This window comes from Hymenobacter cellulosilyticus (assembly GCF_022919215.1).
GTDB classification, from domain to species: Bacteria; Bacteroidota; Bacteroidia; order Cytophagales; family Hymenobacteraceae; genus Hymenobacter; species Hymenobacter cellulosilyticus.
This window is the reverse complement of record NZ_CP095046.1, coordinates 1698959-1717444: the sequence shown is the minus strand read 5'-3', so window position 1 is coordinate 1717444 and position 18486 is coordinate 1698959. Positions and strand designations below refer to the sequence as shown.

23 protein-coding genes are annotated in these 18486 nt (G+C 60.1%); 2 read left to right on the top strand and 21 right to left on the bottom strand.

Annotated features, from left to right (window positions below):
- Positions 1-12 precede the first annotated feature (12 nt).
- Entirely contained in the window at positions 13-444 is a 432-nt protein-coding gene (locus MUN79_RS08530; protein ID WP_244677274.1) for a hypothetical protein, read from the top strand.
- A gap of 43 nt (positions 445-487) precedes the next feature.
- Positions 488-994, top strand: coding sequence for a truncated hemoglobin (locus MUN79_RS08525; protein ID WP_244677273.1), 507 nt, complete (start codon positions 488-490; stop codon positions 992-994).
- A gap of 156 nt (positions 995-1150) precedes the next feature.
- On the opposite strand, the gene MUN79_RS08520 is transcribed toward MUN79_RS08525, so the two are convergent.
- The 21 genes from MUN79_RS08520 to MUN79_RS08425 form a co-directional block, all read right to left on the bottom strand.
- The gene (locus MUN79_RS08520) at positions 1151-1684 is read right to left on the bottom strand and encodes a hypothetical protein (RefSeq protein WP_244677272.1); all 534 of its coding nucleotides are present in this window, start codon (positions 1682-1684) and stop codon (positions 1151-1153) included.
- The gene (gene mreC, locus MUN79_RS08515) at positions 1681-2607 is read right to left on the bottom strand and encodes a rod shape-determining protein MreC (RefSeq protein ID WP_244677271.1); all 927 of its coding nucleotides are present in this window, start codon (positions 2605-2607) and stop codon (positions 1681-1683) included. The genes MUN79_RS08520 and mreC overlap by 4 nt, the downstream gene beginning before the upstream one ends.
- Positions 2608-2703: 96 nt before the next feature.
- The gene (locus MUN79_RS08510; RefSeq protein WP_244677270.1) at positions 2704-3729 is read right to left on the bottom strand and encodes a rod shape-determining protein; all 1026 of its coding nucleotides are present in this window, start codon (positions 3727-3729) and stop codon (positions 2704-2706) included.
- Between the two features lie 444 nt (positions 3730-4173).
- Complete coding sequence (gene purH, locus MUN79_RS08505; protein WP_244677269.1) at positions 4174-5706, bottom strand: bifunctional phosphoribosylaminoimidazolecarboxamide formyltransferase/IMP cyclohydrolase; 1533 nt, start codon at positions 5704-5706, stop codon at positions 4174-4176.
- 202 nt (positions 5707-5908) lie between these two features.
- Complete coding sequence (locus tag MUN79_RS08500) at positions 5909-6388, bottom strand: DUF4890 domain-containing protein (protein ID WP_244677268.1); 480 nt, start codon at positions 6386-6388, stop codon at positions 5909-5911.
- Between the two features lie 72 nt (positions 6389-6460).
- Positions 6461-6904 carry a hypothetical protein gene (locus MUN79_RS08495; RefSeq protein WP_244677267.1) on the bottom strand — a complete coding sequence of 148 codons (444 nt, stop codon included), beginning with the start codon at positions 6902-6904 and terminating at the stop codon, positions 6461-6463.
- Positions 6905-7225: 321 nt separating this feature from the next.
- Positions 7226-8545 (bottom strand): DUF4270 family protein, encoded by a 1320-nt coding sequence (locus MUN79_RS08490; protein WP_244677266.1) that lies wholly within the window; start codon positions 8543-8545, stop codon positions 7226-7228.
- Positions 8538-9542: a Kelch repeat-containing protein gene (locus MUN79_RS08485; protein WP_244677265.1), complete on the bottom strand. Its 1005-nt coding sequence runs from the start codon at positions 9540-9542 to the stop codon at positions 8538-8540. The genes MUN79_RS08490 and MUN79_RS08485 overlap by 8 nt, the downstream gene beginning before the upstream one ends.
- A gap of 309 nt (positions 9543-9851) precedes the next feature.
- A complete protein-coding gene (locus MUN79_RS08480) occupies positions 9852-10595 on the bottom strand; it encodes a LytR/AlgR family response regulator transcription factor (protein WP_244678294.1) in 744 nt (247 codons plus the stop codon).
- The gene (locus MUN79_RS08475; RefSeq protein WP_244677264.1) at positions 10595-11704 is read right to left on the bottom strand and encodes a sensor histidine kinase; all 1110 of its coding nucleotides are present in this window, start codon (positions 11702-11704) and stop codon (positions 10595-10597) included. The genes MUN79_RS08480 and MUN79_RS08475 overlap by 1 nt, the downstream gene beginning before the upstream one ends.
- A 123-nt stretch (positions 11705-11827) precedes the next feature.
- A complete protein-coding gene (locus MUN79_RS08470; protein ID WP_244677263.1) occupies positions 11828-12217 on the bottom strand; it encodes a DoxX family protein in 390 nt (129 codons plus the stop codon).
- Positions 12218-12280: 63 nt separating this feature from the next.
- The gene (locus MUN79_RS08465) at positions 12281-13444 is read right to left on the bottom strand and encodes a BamA/TamA family outer membrane protein (protein WP_244677262.1); all 1164 of its coding nucleotides are present in this window, start codon (positions 13442-13444) and stop codon (positions 12281-12283) included.
- Between the two features lie 181 nt (positions 13445-13625).
- Positions 13626-14828, bottom strand: coding sequence for a BamA/TamA family outer membrane protein (locus MUN79_RS08460; protein ID WP_244677261.1), 1203 nt, complete (start codon positions 14826-14828; stop codon positions 13626-13628).
- Positions 14829-14923: 95 nt separating this feature from the next.
- A complete protein-coding gene (locus tag MUN79_RS08455) occupies positions 14924-15835 on the bottom strand; it encodes a geranylgeranylglycerol-phosphate geranylgeranyltransferase (RefSeq protein ID WP_244677260.1) in 912 nt (303 codons plus the stop codon).
- Between the two features lie 143 nt (positions 15836-15978).
- Positions 15979-16173, bottom strand: a complete 195-nt coding sequence (locus tag MUN79_RS08450; protein ID WP_044511773.1) for a cold-shock protein — start codon at positions 16171-16173, stop codon at positions 15979-15981.
- A gap of 129 nt (positions 16174-16302) precedes the next feature.
- Complete coding sequence (locus MUN79_RS30770; RefSeq protein ID WP_311136690.1) at positions 16303-16602, bottom strand: HAD hydrolase family protein; 300 nt, start codon at positions 16600-16602, stop codon at positions 16303-16305.
- Positions 16539-16808: a hypothetical protein gene (locus MUN79_RS30765; protein ID WP_311136689.1), complete on the bottom strand. Its 270-nt coding sequence runs from the start codon at positions 16806-16808 to the stop codon at positions 16539-16541. The genes MUN79_RS30770 and MUN79_RS30765 overlap by 64 nt, the downstream gene beginning before the upstream one ends.
- Positions 16809-16854: 46 nt before the next feature.
- The gene (gene iscX, locus MUN79_RS08440; RefSeq protein ID WP_244677259.1) at positions 16855-17094 is read right to left on the bottom strand and encodes a Fe-S cluster assembly protein IscX; all 240 of its coding nucleotides are present in this window, start codon (positions 17092-17094) and stop codon (positions 16855-16857) included.
- Between the two features lie 96 nt (positions 17095-17190).
- Entirely contained in the window at positions 17191-17520 is a 330-nt protein-coding gene (locus MUN79_RS08435; protein WP_244677258.1) for a 2Fe-2S iron-sulfur cluster-binding protein, read from the bottom strand.
- Positions 17521-17620: 100 nt separating this feature from the next.
- Positions 17621-18193 carry a Rossmann-like and DUF2520 domain-containing protein gene (locus tag MUN79_RS08430; protein ID WP_244677257.1) on the bottom strand — a complete coding sequence of 191 codons (573 nt, stop codon included), beginning with the start codon at positions 18191-18193 and terminating at the stop codon, positions 17621-17623.
- Positions 18171-18410 (bottom strand): hypothetical protein, encoded by a 240-nt coding sequence (locus MUN79_RS08425; RefSeq protein ID WP_244677256.1) that lies wholly within the window; start codon positions 18408-18410, stop codon positions 18171-18173. Before MUN79_RS08425 ends, MUN79_RS08430 begins: the two co-directional genes overlap by 23 nt.
- Positions 18411-18486 lie beyond the last annotated feature (76 nt).

Below are 18486 nucleotides of genomic sequence, written 5' to 3'. Positions count from 1 at the left end.
TCGTTTACCCAAGTGTCTCGTCCGTCAATTCTCCGTTTCCGTCCCTGGAAAGCGGGTCTGCTTGCCCTTGTAGTAGCCATACTGGTGTGGAGCAGCTGGGAAGAGCCCAGTTTGCATGAGTACGCCCCTCCTTCGGCTTTTCTGATTCTTAGTGCGCCGGGCTTGCAACCCGGCCCAGGTGCCCAGCAGTTGCAGAACCAAGCTACGGCCTTGCCCGGCGTTACGGCCTGTGCCGTCCGGCCCGAGAAGCAGCTGCTGACCCTGGCGTATAACCCCGACGAGCTTACTGCCGAGCAGGTATGCCAGAAGCTGGCCTTACAGCCCTTGTCTATGCCGGCACCCGACCCTTTGGCGCGGCAGTGCCCGGTGCCGGCCGGCTACATACTGGCCCTGGAGAAGGTGCGCTTTGCCCTGAACCTGCGCCGGCTGCTCGTAAATATTTAGTGTCACCTTCCTTTTTCATTAACCTCTATTACCCTTCACACCTTTGAAGAACTCCGTACTCTTTACAGCCCTTATGCTGGCTGGTGGCCTGTTTGTTAGCTCCTGCGGCAAAGAAGAAGCCGAGGCTACTCCCCCCACCCTGTATGACCGCCTGGGCAAGACCGAAGGCGTAGCCAAAATCGTGGACGGCCTGATTGCCAACGTAGGTGCCGAAACGGCCACGCCTAATTCCGTTATGCTGCGCTCCCACAAGCCCATGCTTGACGCTATAAATGGTGTAAACGGTCAGGCCCCCACCGACCCGACCCGCCTGCAGCGCCTGCGCAACCACGTGGTGGACCAGCTAGGGGAAGCTACCGGCGGCCCGCTGACCTACAAAGGCAAGAGCATGCTGGCCGCTCATACTGGCATGGCAGTTACCAACAACGAATTTGCCGTGTGGCGCACGCAGCTGGAGAAGTCCCTGAACGATAATAAGGTGTCGGAGGCTGATAAGGCCGCGCTGTACGTCATCATCGACAAAATGCACGACGACGTGGTAAACCACTAATTCGGCTGCGCTGGGCAACCAGCTAAAAACTGCCGGCTCAGGCTTTTTTGACTTCTACTGGGTAGAACGAGAAAAGCCTGAGCCGGCGGTTTCGTTTTGGGCTGCTTACAGCACGTATATACTCTGGTGGGCGGCCCGACCTGTCTGCAGCGGCTGCTACCGGCTGCGGCGGCGCGTGGGGAAGAACACCAGTTGGCTGATGAGCAACGTAAGGCTGGTGTAGAGCGTGCTGAGCAGGATTTTGGCTAGCGTGAGGCCAAAGAAGTGGAAGCTGCCCAGCTCCAGCAGGAAAAAGGCGGTGTGGTGAATAAACACCAGCAAGCTCAGGTACACCACAAACCACTGCCAACCCATCTGGTGGATGCTGGCCGAGTCGGCCGAGTCGTAGCCGTCACGCGGGGTGAGCAGGCGCAGCACCCAGGGACGCACGTAGGCCAGCAGCACGGAGGCGGCGGCGTGCAGGCCGCCGGTGTCGAAGAACAGGTCGACGACGAAGCCGACGATGAAGCCCAGCAGCAGCTGCACCACGATGGGCGTGCTGATGGGTAGGAACAGCAGAAACCCGATGTAAAGAATGCACCAGCCCAAGTCGAACAGCACGAAATCGGTGCCGCTGATCAGGAACACATACAGGCCCACGTAGAGCAGGAACCGCAGCAGCTGAATGATGATGTCGCCTACTCCTCTCACGGCTTTTCCTCCTCTTCAGGCTTAATTCCCGTGCGGGTTTCCACCGTGTCGCGCTCCGCCTTAGGCCGGCTGCTGACCACGTACACGTAGGTAAGCTTGGTAAAATCGACAGCCAGGCGCACCCGCACTGTCCAGAAGTTCTTATCGGGCTCCTTTACAAACGACTGCACCGTGCCAATCATGACGCCCTCGGGGAAAATGGCGTTGTAGCCCGACGTAACGACTGTGTCGCCGCGCACCAGCTTGTTCTGGCGCGGAATGTAATCGAGCAGTACCTGGGTGGGGTCGTCGCCGAGCCACTTTATGGTGCCGAAGGTCCCATCACGCTGCAGCTTGGCTGAAATCGAGGTTTTGGAGTGCAGCACGGAGGTCACGGTGGCGTAATGCTCACTGGCTACTTTCACCCGGCCTACCACGCCAGCAGCGGCCAGCACCCCCATGCCCGGCTTTAGCCCATCAACCGAGCCAACGTTCAAGGTGAGGTAGTTATCCACTTTTCGGAGCGAATTGTTGATAACTCGGGCCGGAATCAGTGGATAATCCGGGTCGCGGGCCGGAATCTGGCGCAACCCGAGCAGCAGAGAGTCTGGGTGGGCCAGCGTGCGCAGGCGGGCCTGGCTCAGGCTGTCCTGGGCCACGGGCAGCGTGTCGGCTTCCCGGCCGGCTATATCGGGCCGGTAAAGCTGCTGCCGGAGCATGGCGTTTTCGGCAACCAGGTTCCGGTTTACTTCAAATAGCCGGAAATAGTCATACACCCGGGTCCGGGCGGCCAGCACTTCGCCGGTGTAGGCGTTGGCCGAGTTGAAAAACGCTGCTTTCTGGTACGAGCTGTTGCGCACGTACAAATACAAGCTCAGCACCTCCAATAGTCCGAACACCAGGATGCCCCGGTAGCGGAAAAGGAAGTTGAGCAGGTTATTCATGCGTAAGTTAGTCGGGAAACAGAGAATGCAGAAGGAGGAATGAAGATGTCGGACCAGGTCCCTTCTTCATTCCTCCTTCCACAGTCCGCCTTGTTGTTAGGTCAGCAGTACGCCTTTAAACGCCTGAATGTCCTTGATGGCCTTACCAGTGCCGCGCACCACAGCGCGCAGCGGGTCTTCGGCAATGTGAATCGGCAGCTTGGTTTTCACCGCGAGGCGCTTGTCGAGGCCGCGCAGCAGGGCCCCGCCGCCGGTCAGGTGAATGCCGTTTTCATAGATATCGGCCGAGAGTTCGGGCGGCGAAATCTCCAGGGCCTTCAGTACGGCTTCCTCGATTTTGGCTACCGATTTGTCCAGGGCAATGGCAATTTCGGACGAGGTTACCTTGATAACCTTCGGAATCCCGGTCATCAGGTCCCGGCCGCGCACTTCGAAGTCGGGCGGGGTGATGTCGAGCTCGGTTAGGGCCGCGCCTACTTCAATCTTGATGCGCTCGGCGCTCCGCTCTCCGATCAACAGGTTGTGCTGGCGCCGCATGTAGTCCAGAATATCCTGGTTGAATACGTCCCCGGCAGTCTTAATGGACTGGTCGCAGACGATACCCGACAGGGCAATAACAGCAATTTCGGTGGTCCCGCCCCCGATGTCGATGATCATCGAGCCGATGGGCTGTTCCACGTCGATGCCGATACCGATGGCGGCGGCCATGGGCTCCTGAATCATCCACACTTCCTTGGCCCCGGCGTGCTCGGCGGAGTCGCGCACGGCGCGCTTCTCTACCTCCGTAATGCCCGAAGGAATGCAGATAACCATGCGGTGCGAGGGCTGAAACAGACGACGACGCGTGTCAATCATCTTGATCATGCCCTTGATCATTTCCTCGGCGGCGTGGAAGTCGGCAATTACGCCGTCTTTCAGGGGCCGGATTGTTTTGATGTTGTCGTGGGTCTTTTCGTGCATTTGCTGCGCTTGCCGGCCCACGGCAATTACTTTATTGGTTGTACGGTCTTTGGCGATGATGCTCGGCTCATCCACGACGATAATATCGTTGTGAATAATGAGCGTATTGGCCGTCCCCAGGTCAATGGCGATGTCGCTGGTAAGGAAGTTGAAGAAACCCATTGAGTAGCGGCAATTAAAAGAGAATGCACAGTTTAGCTCCGTGCAAAGTGGGCGCAAAAGTACACAAGTTTCAGCGAAGCACCACCGGTATAATCATGGCATGCTGGCAACAGCGGCACCAAGGTGAAGGCCGAGCTACGACCCGCCGCGAAGCAGTGCCACCGCTGAAACGCACCAAACGCTGATTCCGCTACAGCATTGCCCGCCGAGCTTGTTTTTCGTTGGAAAACCCCGTGTCATGGCGAGCGAAGCGCGGCTATCCGTCCTCTGAAATGTGCGGATTTCTTTAAAGTAAAAAGCCCTGACGTTACGCTAACGTCAGGACTTTCTGGTTATAGGAAGTTGGTCACTAGTAGAGGACGGATTGCTTCGGCTTACGCCTCGCAATGACACAATCCCGCATTTCTCATATTGCCCACATTAGCACATCAGCACATTAAAGACCTAGTGCTTGAAGTGACGCACGCCGGTCATGACCATGGCCATGCCGAGCTGGTCGCAGGCGGCAATGCTGTCGGCGTCCTTGATGGAACCGCCGGGCTGCACCACGGCGCGGATACCGGCGGCACCGGCAATTTCCACGCAGTCGGGGAAGGGGAAGAAGGCGTCGGAGGCCATAACGGCGCCTTGCAAATCGAAGCCGAAGGACTTGGCTTTCTCAATGGCCTGGCGCAGGGCATCGACGCGGGAGGTCTGGCCCACACCCGAAGCCAGCAGTTGCCCGGCCCGGGCCAGCACGATGGTATTGCTCTTGGTATGCTTGCAAACCTTGGCCGCGAAGACCAAGGCCTCCGTTTCCTCAGCCGTAGGCGCCGACTGCGTTACCACTTTGAAATCCTCAGCCGTTTCGGTCTGCCGGTCGAAGTCCTGCTCAATCACGCCGTTGAGCAAAGTTTTCACCTGCTTCTTGGGGAATTCTACCGGCTTCTGACGCAGCAGAATGCGGTTTTTCTTGCTTTGCAGAATGGGCAGAGCCTCGGCTTCGAATTCGGGCGCAATCAGCACTTCGAAAAACAGCTTGTTGAGATCCTGGGCCGTAGCCTCATCCACGGGCTTATTGACGATGATAACGCCGCCAAAAGCCGATACCGGGTCACAGGCCAGGGCATTGAGGTAAGCTGCGTGCAGGGTTTCGGCCTGGGCCACGCCGCAGGCATTGGTGTGCTTCAGGATGGCGCAGGCCGGCTGGCCGTCCTGAAATTCCTGCATCAGCAGCACCGCCGCGTCCACGTCGACGAGGTTGTTGTAGCTGAGCTGCTTGCCGTGAAGCTGGTCGAACAGGGCCGACAGGTCGCCGTAGAAGGTGCCCGCCTGGTGGGGATTTTCGCCGTAGCGCAGGCTGGTGGCGGGCTTCTGGCTTACTTTCAGGGCCGTGCCATCCACAGTGGTGCCTTGGCTGAGGTAGTTGAAGATGTGGGTGTCGTAGTGGGAAGTGGCTTCGAAGGCGGCGGCGGCATAGTGGCGGCGGTCCTCCAGGTCGGTGGCCCCGTTCTTTTCGCGCAGCAGTTCGGTTACGGCCTCGTACTGGTTGCGGCTGCTGACCACGAGTACGTCGCGGTAGTTTTTGGCCGCGGCTCGCAGCAGGGAAATGCCGCCGATGTCAATTTTCTCGATGACGTCGGCTTCGTCGGCACCGGAAGCTACGGTTTCTTCGAAGGGGTACAGGTCCACAATTACCAGGTCGATGGGCGGAATGTCGTGCTGCTCGGCCTGCTCCAGGTCAGAGGCCTCGTGGCGGCGGTGCAGAATGCCGCCGAATACCTTGGGGTGCAGGGTTTTGACGCGGCCACCAAATACTTCCGGGAAGCCGGTCAGGCTTTCCACGGCCGTCACCTCGGCGCCCAGCTCCTGGATGAACTTCAGGGTGCCGCCCGTGGAATACAGCTGCACGCCGTGTTCTTTCAAAAGCGCCACCAGCGGCTCCAGACGGTCTTTGTAATAGACGGAAACGAGGGCGGAGCGAATGGGCTGCGACATAGCAAGAAAGGTTTTTGGTCTGAACGATTGACGGCGCGAAGGTAACCTGCCCGCCGCCGCGGAGCCAACCAGCCATATTACCGAATTGTTATGCTGACATAACCGCTCCGGCACCCTCGGGCCGGGCACGGACGCGGGCATAGACAAAAAAGCCCCGACCACAAATGGGTCGGGGCTTTCTGTTAGGCACTAAGGAGGCGGTTTAGCTTTCGGTGGACTTCACCTTTACTTTGCCTTTTCTGGCTTTTACCTTACCAACCTGGGCGCCATCTTTGCCTTGGCCACCGCGCTGCTTACGGTCCTGCTGCAGCTGGGTGAACTTGGCGTACTGGTCAGCCGTCAGCACTTCTTTAAACTGAGCCTCGTACTTGTCGCGGTTGGCCTTCATCTGGGCTCCCATTTGTTCGCGGGTGGCACCTTCGGGGCGGCCCTGACCACGCAGAGCCTGACGCTCCTGCTCACGGGTCAGCAGAATCTGCTTGATTCGGCTGGTCTGATCGGCGCTGAGGCCCAGCTGTTTGGTCATTTGTTCGCTCTGGCGGGTGGCGCGCTCATCGGGCGAGGCCTGCTGGCGCATTTCACCGCGGCCTCTAGTGGCCGGAGCAGAGGTGGTAGTTTGGGCAGCAGCGCTACCAATGGTCAGGGCGAAAGCGGCCAGGAGAGAAAGCAGGGGAAGTTTCATCGGAGAAGAAGGAAATTAAAAGGGATTATGAGACTTTGATGGCAGGGTAAGGGAAAGGTTTAAAGCAGGCGACTAGCGGCGGCCATCGTAGCGGTTATCGTTACGGTGCTGGGCTTCCCAGCGGGCCCGCTCGGCGGCTGTCACGCGGTGGCTACGGTCATAGCCGTAGTTGAAGTCCCCGTCGTTGCGGTCGTTGCGGCGGCGCTCCTCTTCCTGGCGGCGCTGGGCTTCGAAACGCTCCCGCTCCAGGCGGGCCCGGTCGGCCGAGCTGATGTTGTTTGAGCGGTTGTTATCGTTGCGGCGGTAAGCGGCTTCCCAGCGGGCCCGCTCGGCGGGGGTTACACGGTGGCTGCGGTCGTAGCCGTAGTTGAAGTCTTTATCGTTACGGTCGTTGCGGCGGTCATCTTCGCGGCGGTCGTTTTTCCAGTCGGGGCCGGCGGTGGGAGCAGCGGCAAAGGAGTTGGTCGAAGCCAGAAGGGCAAAAGCGGCGGCCAGGGAAAGCAGGGACGTTTTCATGTTCGGGGAAGGAAAGTAGCAGTGAAAAGAAAGGACTGCCGCGCCTGGTCAGGTGGAGGGCAAGCCGGTGAAAAGTTTGTTTCAAGCGCTTGATTCCCTCTTTGCAAGCCAAGTGCCACCTCCTGCCCAGCCGCCGGGCCGAGCCGCTTTCATCGGCAGAAGCCTTACTTCCATCGGCCGCCCCCGCGATTCACCCGACCAGAACCAGCCGTTTATTCCCCGAATTCCGCCGCTTTTCAAGCTTTACAGCCCCTATTACACGAAACGGGCACCACCTCTCGCTTGAAAAGTGGTGCCCGCCGAGTATATCAGATTAGCCGCCTAAAGCACGACACGGGTGTAATAAATGCGCAAACGCAGCGAGTGAGCCGTATTCCGGGCGCTACCCAAGACGACCTGCTCGGTCGTGGCCTGGCTTTCACTGCCCAGCAGAATGCCTTGGTTCACCAAGGTGCCGCGCAGCACGTTCTGCACGTAGGCCGTCATGCCCAGCGTATAGCGGCCCTGATCGAGGCCGGTACGCTCCGACACGCTCCGCTGGTAGCTCATGGCCGCTACCGACCCGTCGCTGGCCAGAAAGAAGGCTCCGTTGCGGTTAGCCCGGTCCGTGAGGCGGGCATACAGGGCGCCGGGGGGCGGCCAGAACCGGTTTTCGGCGCTACTCACCGTTTCAAGCATGAGCTGGGCCGAGTTGATGACGATGGTGCCGCCCAGTTCCTTGAGGTGGGTCAGGTAGGGAAACTCCAGCTTGGTTTTAAGCCCCAGACCGGCCTGAATGAAGGCTTCTTCCTCGGTAGCGGCGCTGCTCACACTCTGCCGAATGTCCGTTAGCGCGGCCAGCTTGGTGCCCGTGCGGTCGGCCTGCAGCTGGAAAAAGTGGGTAAAGTCGCCGCCCAGCACAATCGGGTAGCTCAGCGCTTCGGTAGGCGCGACCGGGTCGTGGTAATAGAGGAGCATTGTGGCACCGGCGCTCCAGCGCAGCAAGGCAGCGTCATCGGTTTCGGCGGGCGTGAGTGCCAAGCCCGGCAAGCGGCTTTGCAGTTCGCCGAGAGTGGTCAACTGGTTGTTTTGCCCGGCCTGCCACAACTCCTGGCCCAAGCTGTTTTCCAAGCGCACCCGCAGCGTGCCCAGGCCGGCTCGGGCTCGAAACGAGCGGCGGCCCAGCGCCGGGGCGGCGTACGGCAGGGCGTCGTTGGCAAAGTAGGTTTTGTTGGCCTGAAAACCCTGCTGCAGCCGATGGACCTCCACTTGCTGGGTGCGGGTGGTGTCGCCGTAGCGGTAGGTATCGGCCGTGAGTACCAGCACCAGGGAATCATAGCGCAGAACGGGGTCGGGCGTGAAAGCCGCCGTGATGCCCGCCTGCAGGTAGCTGCGCCCCGTGATGGTGCCCAGGCGCGCATCGTGGTAGCGGCCCAGCAGCAGGTAGCTCGTAGTTGCCGAGGGCACCGAGTCGGTGAGCACCGTGCTGGCCCGCACCGTAACGGTATCGGTATAGGTGGCGTCCAGGGCTACCGAAGCAGGGCTGGGCAACTCTTCGCCCAGGTCTTCGGGGTCGGTGCAGGCTCCCAGCAGCACCAGCAGCAAAGGCAGGGCCCGGCTCTGCAACCAGCTCAGAGCAGCGTAGCAGCGCAGCTTATTCATTTTCCGCGTCGGGGGCCAGCTCCCAGGTATCATCGAGGCGGGTGCTGCCCGAGTTGCCCAGGGCCACGTAGCCCCGGTCGCCGAGGGCAAAGCCCACCGGATACGTGCGGCCCGCGCCGGCAAAGGCCGTTTTCACCGTCCAGGTATCGGCGGCGGGGTTGTATTCCCAGCAGTCGGTTTTGTTGCCGCTGTTGGCTCCCAGGGCCACGTAGCCTTTCTCACCAATCACAAAGCTGGCGGCATTTTGCCGGGGCAAGGCGCTATAGTCATAGTCCAGGTCGTCGTTGCTGTCGTCGTGGTACACGAGGTCCTTGTGCTGGGTCCAGAGCTCCGTGGCGGGGTCGTACGACCAGATATCGGTCTGGGCAATGCCGTTGTCGGCGCCCAACAGCAGGTAGCCGGTGCTGCCGATGCTGAAGGCCGTGGCGCCCATGCGCTTGTTGCCGCCGAAGCTGGGCTTCTGGGTCCAGGTGTCGGTAGCAGGGTCGTACTGCCAGAAGTCTTTCTTGGAGTTGCCGTCGTAGCCGGTACCCACGTAGCCTTTGCCGTTGATGGTCATGGCCGCAGCGTTGTAGCGGGCCGAGCCGCCAAAATCGGCCTTGCGGGTCCACTGGTCGGTGCTAGGGTCGTACTGCCAGAAGTCCTTGAGCCGGTTTACCCCGTCGTAGCCCGTGCCCACGTAGCCTTTACCATCGGCCGCGAAACCCACGGCCAGGTAGCGGCCCACGCCGGGAAAGTCGGCCCGCTGCCGCCAGGTGTTGGTCGTGCGGTTGTACTCCCAGAAGTCGGTAAACTTGTCGATGCCGTCGGTGCCCAAACCCACGTAGGCTTTGTCGCCGATGGTAAAGCTGACGGCCGAGTTGCGGGCCAGGCCTTCAAACTGGGAGCGGCTGGTCCAGACGCCCCGCACTTCCACGGTGGCGTCGTCATCTTTCGAGCAGGAACCCAGGCCCAGCGCCAGAGTCAGCAGCAGGGCCAGCGAGAGTAATTTTTTCATAAAAATGAACAGCAAACAGTTAGTTGATTTGTAGCAGGAGGAGCCGCCAGAAGGCCGTAGCGTTGCAGCGCCCGGCCTTCTTTCCGCTTTTATTCACTCACTGAGACAAACCTAGCGGCTGCCCGGGCGGGTGGCTACCGCACTCGGCCACCGGCCCGACTTCCTAGACCAACCGCCCGATTGTATCGGTTGAGCTTTGCGCCTTTTGGCGGCTTGCGCGCCGTTTTTACCGAACTAGTTGGGCAATAAAAAAGCCCGGCCGCGCCTAAAGTGCAACCGGGCTTTTAAGCCAAAAAGTAGGATTCAAAATCAGGTCCAGCGGCTCAGAAACTGCATAAAGGCTTCCTTGTACTGGTCACTGACGGCCAGCGTGGCCGGGCCAATTTGCACCGTGTTGCGGCGCACCGCCTCAATCTTGTCGAGGGCCACGATAAAGGAGCGGTGAATGCGCAAAAACCGGCGGGCGGGCAGCTTTTCCTCCATGGCTTTGAGGCTCATCAGGGAGAGCAGCGGCCGGGGCGCGCTGCGCAGGTGCACTTTCACGTAATCCTTAAGCCCTTCCACGTAGAGAATGTCGTCGAGGGACACCCGAATCAGTTCATATTCTACTTTCAGAAAGATAAAATCGTCCTCGGCGGCAGCTGGCGCGAGCGGTGCCGCAGCCGGCACCTGGTGGTGCTCGGCGTAGGCTTTGGCCTTGGTGGCGGCCCGCAAAAATTCCTCGTAGCTGAAGGGCTTGACCAGGTAGTCCAAGGCATCGACGCGGTAGCCGTCGAGGGCGTACTGGTTGAAGGCGGTGGTAAAAATGATGCGCGGACCGGTACCAGGCGCCCCCCGGTCCAGTACCCGGGCCAGCTCCAGGCCGGTCAGCTCGGGCATCTGAATATCGAGGAAGAGCAGGTCCAGATCGGGGTGCTCGTGCAGGCTGCGCAGGGCTTCCACTCCGCTCGAATACTTGCCTACCAGCTGCAAAAAGGGCGTTTGCTCGATAAAGGCGGCCACCATGCCCAGGGCCAGGGGCTCATCATCGACGGCAATGCATTTGAGGGTAATCATACGGTGTGCAGGGTTAGGGTAACGCAGAATTCGCCCTCGGGCGTGGCTTCCTCTACCTGCAGCACGTAGCGGCCGGGGTAGAGCAAATCGAGGCGGCGCTGGGTGTTGGCAAGCCCGATGCCGCTGCCTTCGTCGAGGCTGGTAGCCGGGGCGGCAAAGCGGGTGTTGCGCACTTCCAGCTCCAGCACGTTGGCCGAAGGCTGGCGCACGGCCACCCGAATCCGGCTGGGCTGGGTGGCACTCACGCCGTGCTTGAAGGCATTTTCGACGTAGGGCAGCAGCAGCATGGGAGCCACGGGCACGTCGCGCACGGGCTCGGGCCACTCCAGCTCCACCCGCACCCGCTCGGTCAGGCGCAGCTTCATCAGGGCCACGTAGTCCTGCACAAAAGCCAGCTCCTTGGCCAGGGACGTTGTATCGGCCGGGGTTTCGTAGAGCACGTAGCGCATCATGCGCGACAGGGTATGAATGGCCTGCCGGGCCGCGGCGGCATCTACCACCGTCAGGGCGTAGATGTTGTTGAGCGTATTGAAGAAAAAGTGCGGGTTGATCTGGGCTTTCAGAAAGCTCAGCTCGGAATGCACTTTCTGCTGCTCCAGCTCCTGACGGCGCTGGGTGTCGGTTTGCCACTTCTGCACCGCCGCAATGCTGGTGCTGATGCCCAGTACCAGCAGCGTGGTGAGCATGCCCACCATGTCGAAGCGCCGGGGCCGGGGGCGGAAAGCACCGGGACCAGGTCCCCGGCCCGGGCCTGGGCGGAAGCCGCCATTGGGTGGCCGCAGGTGCTGGTCCATGAGCGTCTGCAGGTTCAGCGCCGATTCGGCCAGTTGAGACAAGCCCATGACCACGGCAGCCGTGAGCAGAATGACGAGCACAAACCAGCCCACGTGCCCGCGAAACAGCAGGCGCGGCACGCTCACGTAGGCCGTCAGGTAAAAGGCGGCTACCCACAAGGCAAACACCAAAGCCTGCTTGGCCCAGAACTGCCACGGCAGCTCGAAGCGCCCCAGCAGCGGGTTGAGCAGCACCAGGCTTAGGCCAAAGAGGCCCCACATCAACACGTGAATCAAGGGCGTCAGATAACGCCGGATTGGAAATGCAGCCATGCAGGTCAGCCCAAGTTAGAAAAGCTCAAACTTACTACGCCGCCGGCCCTTCGGGGCGAGTAATGGACTGCCGCGCGCATTGCCTCGACTGGCCCGCCGCTTTCATCGACCAGCCGACAGGGGCTAAGCTGCCGTGCGATTGGTGCGCAGGCTGTCCAGGCTCCAGATGCCGGACCCGTAGGCCGCTATAAACAGGAACACAAAACAGTACACCACAGCCAGTTCGCCCTCGTTGATGATGGGCAGCGGATGCTTGGGGAAGTGGGCCATAAAGTAAGCAACTGCCATGGTGCCGCTGGCTATAAAAGCCGCTACGCGAGTAAACAAGCCCAGCATGATAAGCAGGCCGCCTACCAGCTCGATAATACCAGCCACACCCATCAGGGACGCCAGCGGCATACTGGCCCCGTCGCCGGGAAAGCCCAGCAGCTTCTGGCTGCCGTGCATGGCGAAAAGCAAGCCGACTACGATGCGGAGCAGGGCGTAGGCATAGGAAGCGTAGGAGGAGTTCATAAGACGCAGAAAAAGTGAAGTCTTTTCTACGCGGCCTCTCCCCTGCTAGTTAATCCCCAGCTGCTAGAAGGCCTCCCCGATGCTGAAGTAAAAGCCCGTCGAGCCGTCGCGGGCCACGCCGTAGTCGAAGCGGATGTTGAGCCGGTCGCGCCGGTTATACTTAAAGCGAATACCGGCCCCGGTGGTGGCTTTCAGCGAATTGCGGCCCAGGTCGCTCACCGTGTTGCCCACCTGGCCCAGGCTGCCGAAAATGGCTCCGTTGAAGCGCCAGAACAAGAGCCGACGCAGCTCAGCCTGCAGGGCCACCAGCTGCCGGTCACGGTAGCGACCTTCGTAATAGCCGCGCAACGTTTTGTCGCCGCCCAGGTTGGCCAGCTCCCGAAATGGCACGTGCCCGCTCTGAAACTGCCCCAGCAGCTGGGTAGCCAGAATCGTTTTGCTGTTGGCTCCCAAGGGCTGGTAGTGGCGGGCATCGAGCAGGTAGCGGCTGAAGCGAAAGTCGCTGCCCAGGGCGCGGCCGTTGAACAAAGCCGACAGCTCCAGATAATTGCCGCGGTAGGCGCTCAGGATATTGTCGCGGCCATCGTAGAGAAAGGCCGGCCCCACGCCCGACGACACGGTACTGGCTTGCAGCTCCTCGGCGGGCCGCTGCAGGAGCAGGCTGGGGCGCTGCTGCGGGGTGCCTTCGTCAATATTTTTGCGCACCTGCACGTCACGCAGGTTGGTCAGGCGGTATTGCAGACCTGCAAACACGTTGCGCTTTACCTGGCGCAGCACCCGTTGGTTGACAATGACCAGCTTGTACTCAATGGTCGATTCGTCGTCGCGGCTCGTGCGGGGACCAAAGCCGTAGTAGTTGATGGGGTATTTGTAGAAGTAACTTAGCTCGCCATTAACCAGGAATTTCTCGCCGGGCGTGAAGACGTTGTGGGTCAGCTGCACCAGGCTCTGGTTATTCTGGGTGCGCCACACTACCAGGCGGGCATTGGACTTACGTACGGTGGTATCCTGCCCGAAGCGCCAGACCGGCAGCATTGCCAGCCCATAGCCGACGCCGGTTTCGGGTTGGGAAAACACAATCGGGAAAGGCAGAAAGCTGGGCTTGGCCGGTTTGGGAGCCGCCACCGCCGGCGTGACGGCCTTAGGTACGGCAGCAGAATCCGGTGTTTGCGAATAGGCCCGGGTAGCCAGCAGACTACCCAGTAGTAAGGAGTAAAAAAGACGCATGCAGGAGAATAGAGCGGTGGGGCTTATTGCCAAATAAGCAACAAATTATCCTATTTTATGCACGCCTTACCGAACTTACTATCCCGCATTTACTACCACAGCAAACCAGGCTCAAAAAGCCAGCAGCCCCGCCGAGAAACTCAGCGGGGCTGCCCAAAGTTAGCGCTGACTATAAGCCGGCTTAGAAAGCTTCGCCCACGGCGAAATAAATGCTGGGAGCCGTGTCGGTGCCGCCGGCGTAATCAAGGCGGATGTTGAGCCGGTCGCGGCGGTTGAAGCGGAAGCGTAGGCCGGCCCCGCCCGCCAGCTTGGTGTCGCCGAAGCTATACTGCCCTACTGTATTACCGACCTGCCCCGCACCCAGGAAGGCAGCGCCGTCGAGGCGCCAGAACAGGTGCTGACGAATTTCGGCCTGGGCCGTCATCATCTGCCGGCCCCGGAACCGGGCTTCGTAGAGGCCCCGCATCAGAGCAGCGTTGTTGTACTGGGAGCCGCCCAGGTTAGCGCCCAGGCCGCCCAGCTCCCGGAAGGGTACGCTGCCGGAGTGAAACTGCCCCAGGTACTGGAGGGCCAGAATGGTGTTGTTAGAGCCCAGCAGCGGACGGAAATACCGCAAATCGAGCTGGTAGCGCTGAAACGTGTAGTCGCTGCCCAGGCCTTTGCCCGTGAACAGCGCATGCGCATCAATGTAAATACCGCGGTAGGTGGCCAGCACATTGTCGCGGCCTTCGTAGAGCAACGAAGGGCCAAGGCCAGAAACTACACCGCCTTCCTGCTCTTTCTGGGGCAGGGTGCGAAACAAACTGGGCTGAGTTTCGCTGATATCCTCAATCACGCGCACCTTGCTGGTATTGGTCAGGCGGTAGCGCAGCCCGCCGTAGAGGTTATGGGCCGTGATGCGCCGCATGAACTTCTCGTCGAACACAAACAGCTTGTAGCCAATAGTGGACTCGTCGCTGGATTTGGTGTCGTTGCCCAGGCCGTAGTAGAAAAACGACAGGTCGTACTGGCTTAGCTCGCCGGCAAAGTAGAACTTCTCGTTGGGCGTGAAAACCGTGTGGGTAAGCTGAATGGTGCTTTGCTTTTTCTGGGTGTACCAGGCAATCAGGCGGGCGTTGGATTTACGCACGGTGCTGTCCTGCCCAAAGCGCCACACGGGCAAAATGGCCCCGCCATAACCAAAGCCGGTTTCCTGCTGATAGAACAGCACCGGCACGGGAATAAAGTTGGGTTTATCGGCCGGGGTGGCAATGGCGGGCGCGGCGGTGGCTCCTACTGAGGTGGGCGCTTCCGGCACGGCGATATCCGGAATAACGGGAGCAGTCTGGGCGCGGGCGGCAGCAGCAAGCAACTGCAGGCCCAGCAGCGGGTATAAGAAACGCATAGTATACGATTGAGGCAGAAATGGATAGCAGGTAAGCTGAACACTTACCGTTCAGCTACTCTAGCTACCCTAACGCAACCTCGTCCCCTACGGTTTTAGTAGAGCCGCACTAGTAGCATCGAAAGCACCCCGGCCAGCATTATCCATTTGCACCACGCGCTGAGCTGCGCAAAGTCGCGGCGACGGTCGGCGCGGGCCAGGTAGCGCCCCACGCCGAAGGCCGGCACCAGCACCGTAAGCAGCAGCCAGCCGCCCAGGGCCCAACGCTCCTCGTGCAGACTGTGCAGCACCCCGCCGGCCACCAGAATGACCAGATTGAGTAGAAAAAAGCCGACGGCCCACTTGGTGCGGGCCACGCCCCACACGATGGGCAGCGTGCGGCAGTCGTGCTCGGCGTCGCCGCGCATGTCCTCCACGTCCTTTACAATTTCGCGCACCACGGTCAGCAGAAAAGCGGCCAGGGCGTACACCCACACGTTGGTTTGGCCGGTACGCAGCTGCAGCTCGGGCAAGAGCACCAGGGCCGCCGTAAGCAGGGCAATGCTTAGGTTGCCGACCAGGGCAAGCCGCTTGAACCGGGCCGAGTAGCCCCACAGCAGCAGGGCCGAGCCCATATTAACCGCGCCCAGCACCGGCGACAACAGGGCGGCCAGGCCCACCCCTAGCCCCGAAAGCAGCAGGTGGGCCAGCATGGCGTGCCGCCGGTTGACAACCCGCCCCACCACGAGCCGGTCGGGCCGGTTGATAACGTCAATCTTGACGTCGTAGTAGTCGTTGATGATGTAGCCGGCCGCGGCAACGCTGATGGCGGCCACGGCCAGTACCAGGAAGTGCCCCGAGAGCAGAGCGGCAACCGGGTCGGCGGGCCGTAGCAGGCAGCTTTGCACCAGCGCCAGGCACAGGGCCATAATCAGCAGGTTCGGGAAGCGGATCAGGCGCAGCAGCGATGGCCAGCCGCCTGCGCCGCCCGCTGCCGCTGCTACCGGCCGGGGAGTAGAACGAGCCATGGATACACAGAGAAAAGCTGCCCCAAAGATGGGCTAAAAGCAGCGGATAAGACCGTACGGCCGGGTTTGCCAGTCACCAAAAAGAAAGCCTCTCCTACGGGAGAGGCTTTCTAAAAAGCAAAAAATCTAATTAGGCCAAAAGCCTACAGCTTCTTTACGTTTACCGCATTAACACCCTTGCGGCCTTCCTGCGTGTCAAACTCCACGCGGTCATTTTGTTGGATCTGGCCCCCGTTAAGGCCGGTTACATGGACGAAGAAGTCTTCCTTCGTGCCATCTTCTGTAATGAAGCCGTAGCCCTTCGACTCATTATAGAATTTTACGGTTCCTGTTTTCATGTAACTAAAAAAAAGAAAATGGATGAATGGATGTTTGGGTAAATATAAAGGGAATTTGGAAAACCACAATTACGCTTTTCCCCTCTCAATTCCCATTATTATTGCCCAACAGCCTGTCACTAAGACCGGTTAATACCAGGTTTTTTGCTCCTTCATCACGGCTTCCACCAGCTCGCGCACGGCACCATGGCCCCCGGGCAGGGCCGAAGTATAGTTGCTGATGCGCTGCACGTCGGCGGCGGCATCGGCGGGGCAGGCAGCAATAGCGCAGCGGCGCATCACTTCAATATCGGGCATATCGTCGCCCATGTAGGCAATGTGGGCCGGGTCGAGGCGGTACGTATTAATATAGGTATTGAAGATCTTCATCTTGTCGGCCACCCCCAGGAAGATGTCGTGCACGTCCAGGGACTCCAGACGGCGGCGCACGCCTTCTTCCTCCCGCCCCGAGATGATGATGACGCGGTAGCCGCGGGCCAGGGCATGGCGAATGGCGTAGCCGTCGCGAATGTGAAAGGCCCGGGCCTGCTCCCCGAGTTCAGGGCCAGCAGGGTGCCGTCGGTCAGCACCCCGTCCACGTCGAAGATAAACGCTTTAATAGCAGATAAGTCCGGACTAGTACCGTTTGCACTCATAAGTAACAGGTCAAGAGAGTCGAGGGCCGCGCCCTCGGGTAGACGCTTAGTTTTGATTGTCGCGCCACTCGTATACCCACTTGGCCTGAATCTGCTCCAAGTGGCCTTCGGTGGCCTGCTCGCGGGTACCTACGAAGTTGGGCAGGCTCAGGACCCAGTCCAGCAGATCAGTAAAGCGGATGCGGTAGATTTTTGCTTCGTCAAAAGAGTTCCCGAACTTTTCGTACAAGGCCATAGCGATGTCCTCGTGGTCATTCCAGTGGATAGGCAGCTCAAAATGGGCCATTGGGCAGAAGGTAATAAATGTGGGAAATATGCTGAACGGGAAGCTTCCTTCAGGTGCCATGATACAACACATCAGGCACAGTCAACACATTAGGTATTAGTGACCCAGGAATTCCTGGCGCGGTATCAGGATTACCACGTCCTCGTTGCCCTGCATCACGCACTGGCAGCCCAGGCGGGAGTTGATGCGCGGGTTGACGGCGCGGTCAATGAAATCTTCTTCTTTGTCACTGATTTCGGGCAGGTCATTCTCGCCCTTGAGCACGTACACGTGGCAGGTAGAGCAGCCACAAACGCCGCCGCAGTTATGCTGCAGCTGAATTCCATTGTTCAACGCTACGTCCAGCACCGATTCGCCTTCCGCTGCTACGTGCGTCTGGTCGGGCTGGCCGTCTTGAAACTGGAAGGTAATATTGACGACTTTCACGGAGTAGAAACTTGAGCAGGGCAGAATTTGGGGCAAAGGTACGCACCCGAGCCCGTAAGTAAAGCGGCGGACCCAACGGGTTGTTTGCCGGCCACCTGCTTTACGTAGCTTGTATACTGGCTGTTAGCTGGTTATAAATCTGCTGCCACTGCGGATGCTCCAGGAGCAGGGCCCGATGCCGGTCGAGCGTGGCCGTATCGTGGCGTACTGCCGGGCCGGTCTGCACCGTAAAGGGAGGCTGAGCCAGCGCTTTCTGTACGGTTTCCTGAATCAGGGGCTCGAGCAGGGCAAACGGCAGGCCCGCCTCCTGCAGCAGGGCATGCCCGATACCCAGCAGGTGATTGGTAAAGTTGCAGGCAAAAACAGCTCCTACGTGAATAACCTGCCGCTGGGGCGTAGCCACTACTTCCACCACGTTGCTCAGGCTGCGGGCCACCTGCTCCACCAGCTGCTGATCAGCGGGCGTGCCGGCCTCCACGCAGATGGGTACGGTTGTCCAGTCGATAACACGGCCAGGGCTGAAGGTTTGCAACGGGTAAAGCACGCCGCCGCGCAGGTTGGCGTACGGCGCAAATACATCCAGCGGCAGGGCACCGGCGGTGTGTACGACCAAGGCGCCGGCCGGAAAAGCAGCTTCCGCCAGCACCCGGCTACGGCTCCATCGGGAACGCACAGAATATACAGCTCAGCGGCCGGCAGCGCCGGCAGGTTGAGGCTGGTGATGGCAGCGCCCCAGGAATCTGGTCAGCTACCTGCTGGGCTGAGGTTAGCGTGCGGCTCCAGACGTGGGTTACGGCATGTCCGGCGCGCCGCAGGGCAGGCCCCAAATGCTGGGCTACCCGGCCGGCTCCCAGCAGCAGAATCCGCTGCCCGGTAGGAGGATAAGACATTGAAAGATGAAATGAGTCAGAACGAAGCGGGAAGGTACGCAGGGCCAGGATTGTTTTTTAGGGAGTCTGTTTTATC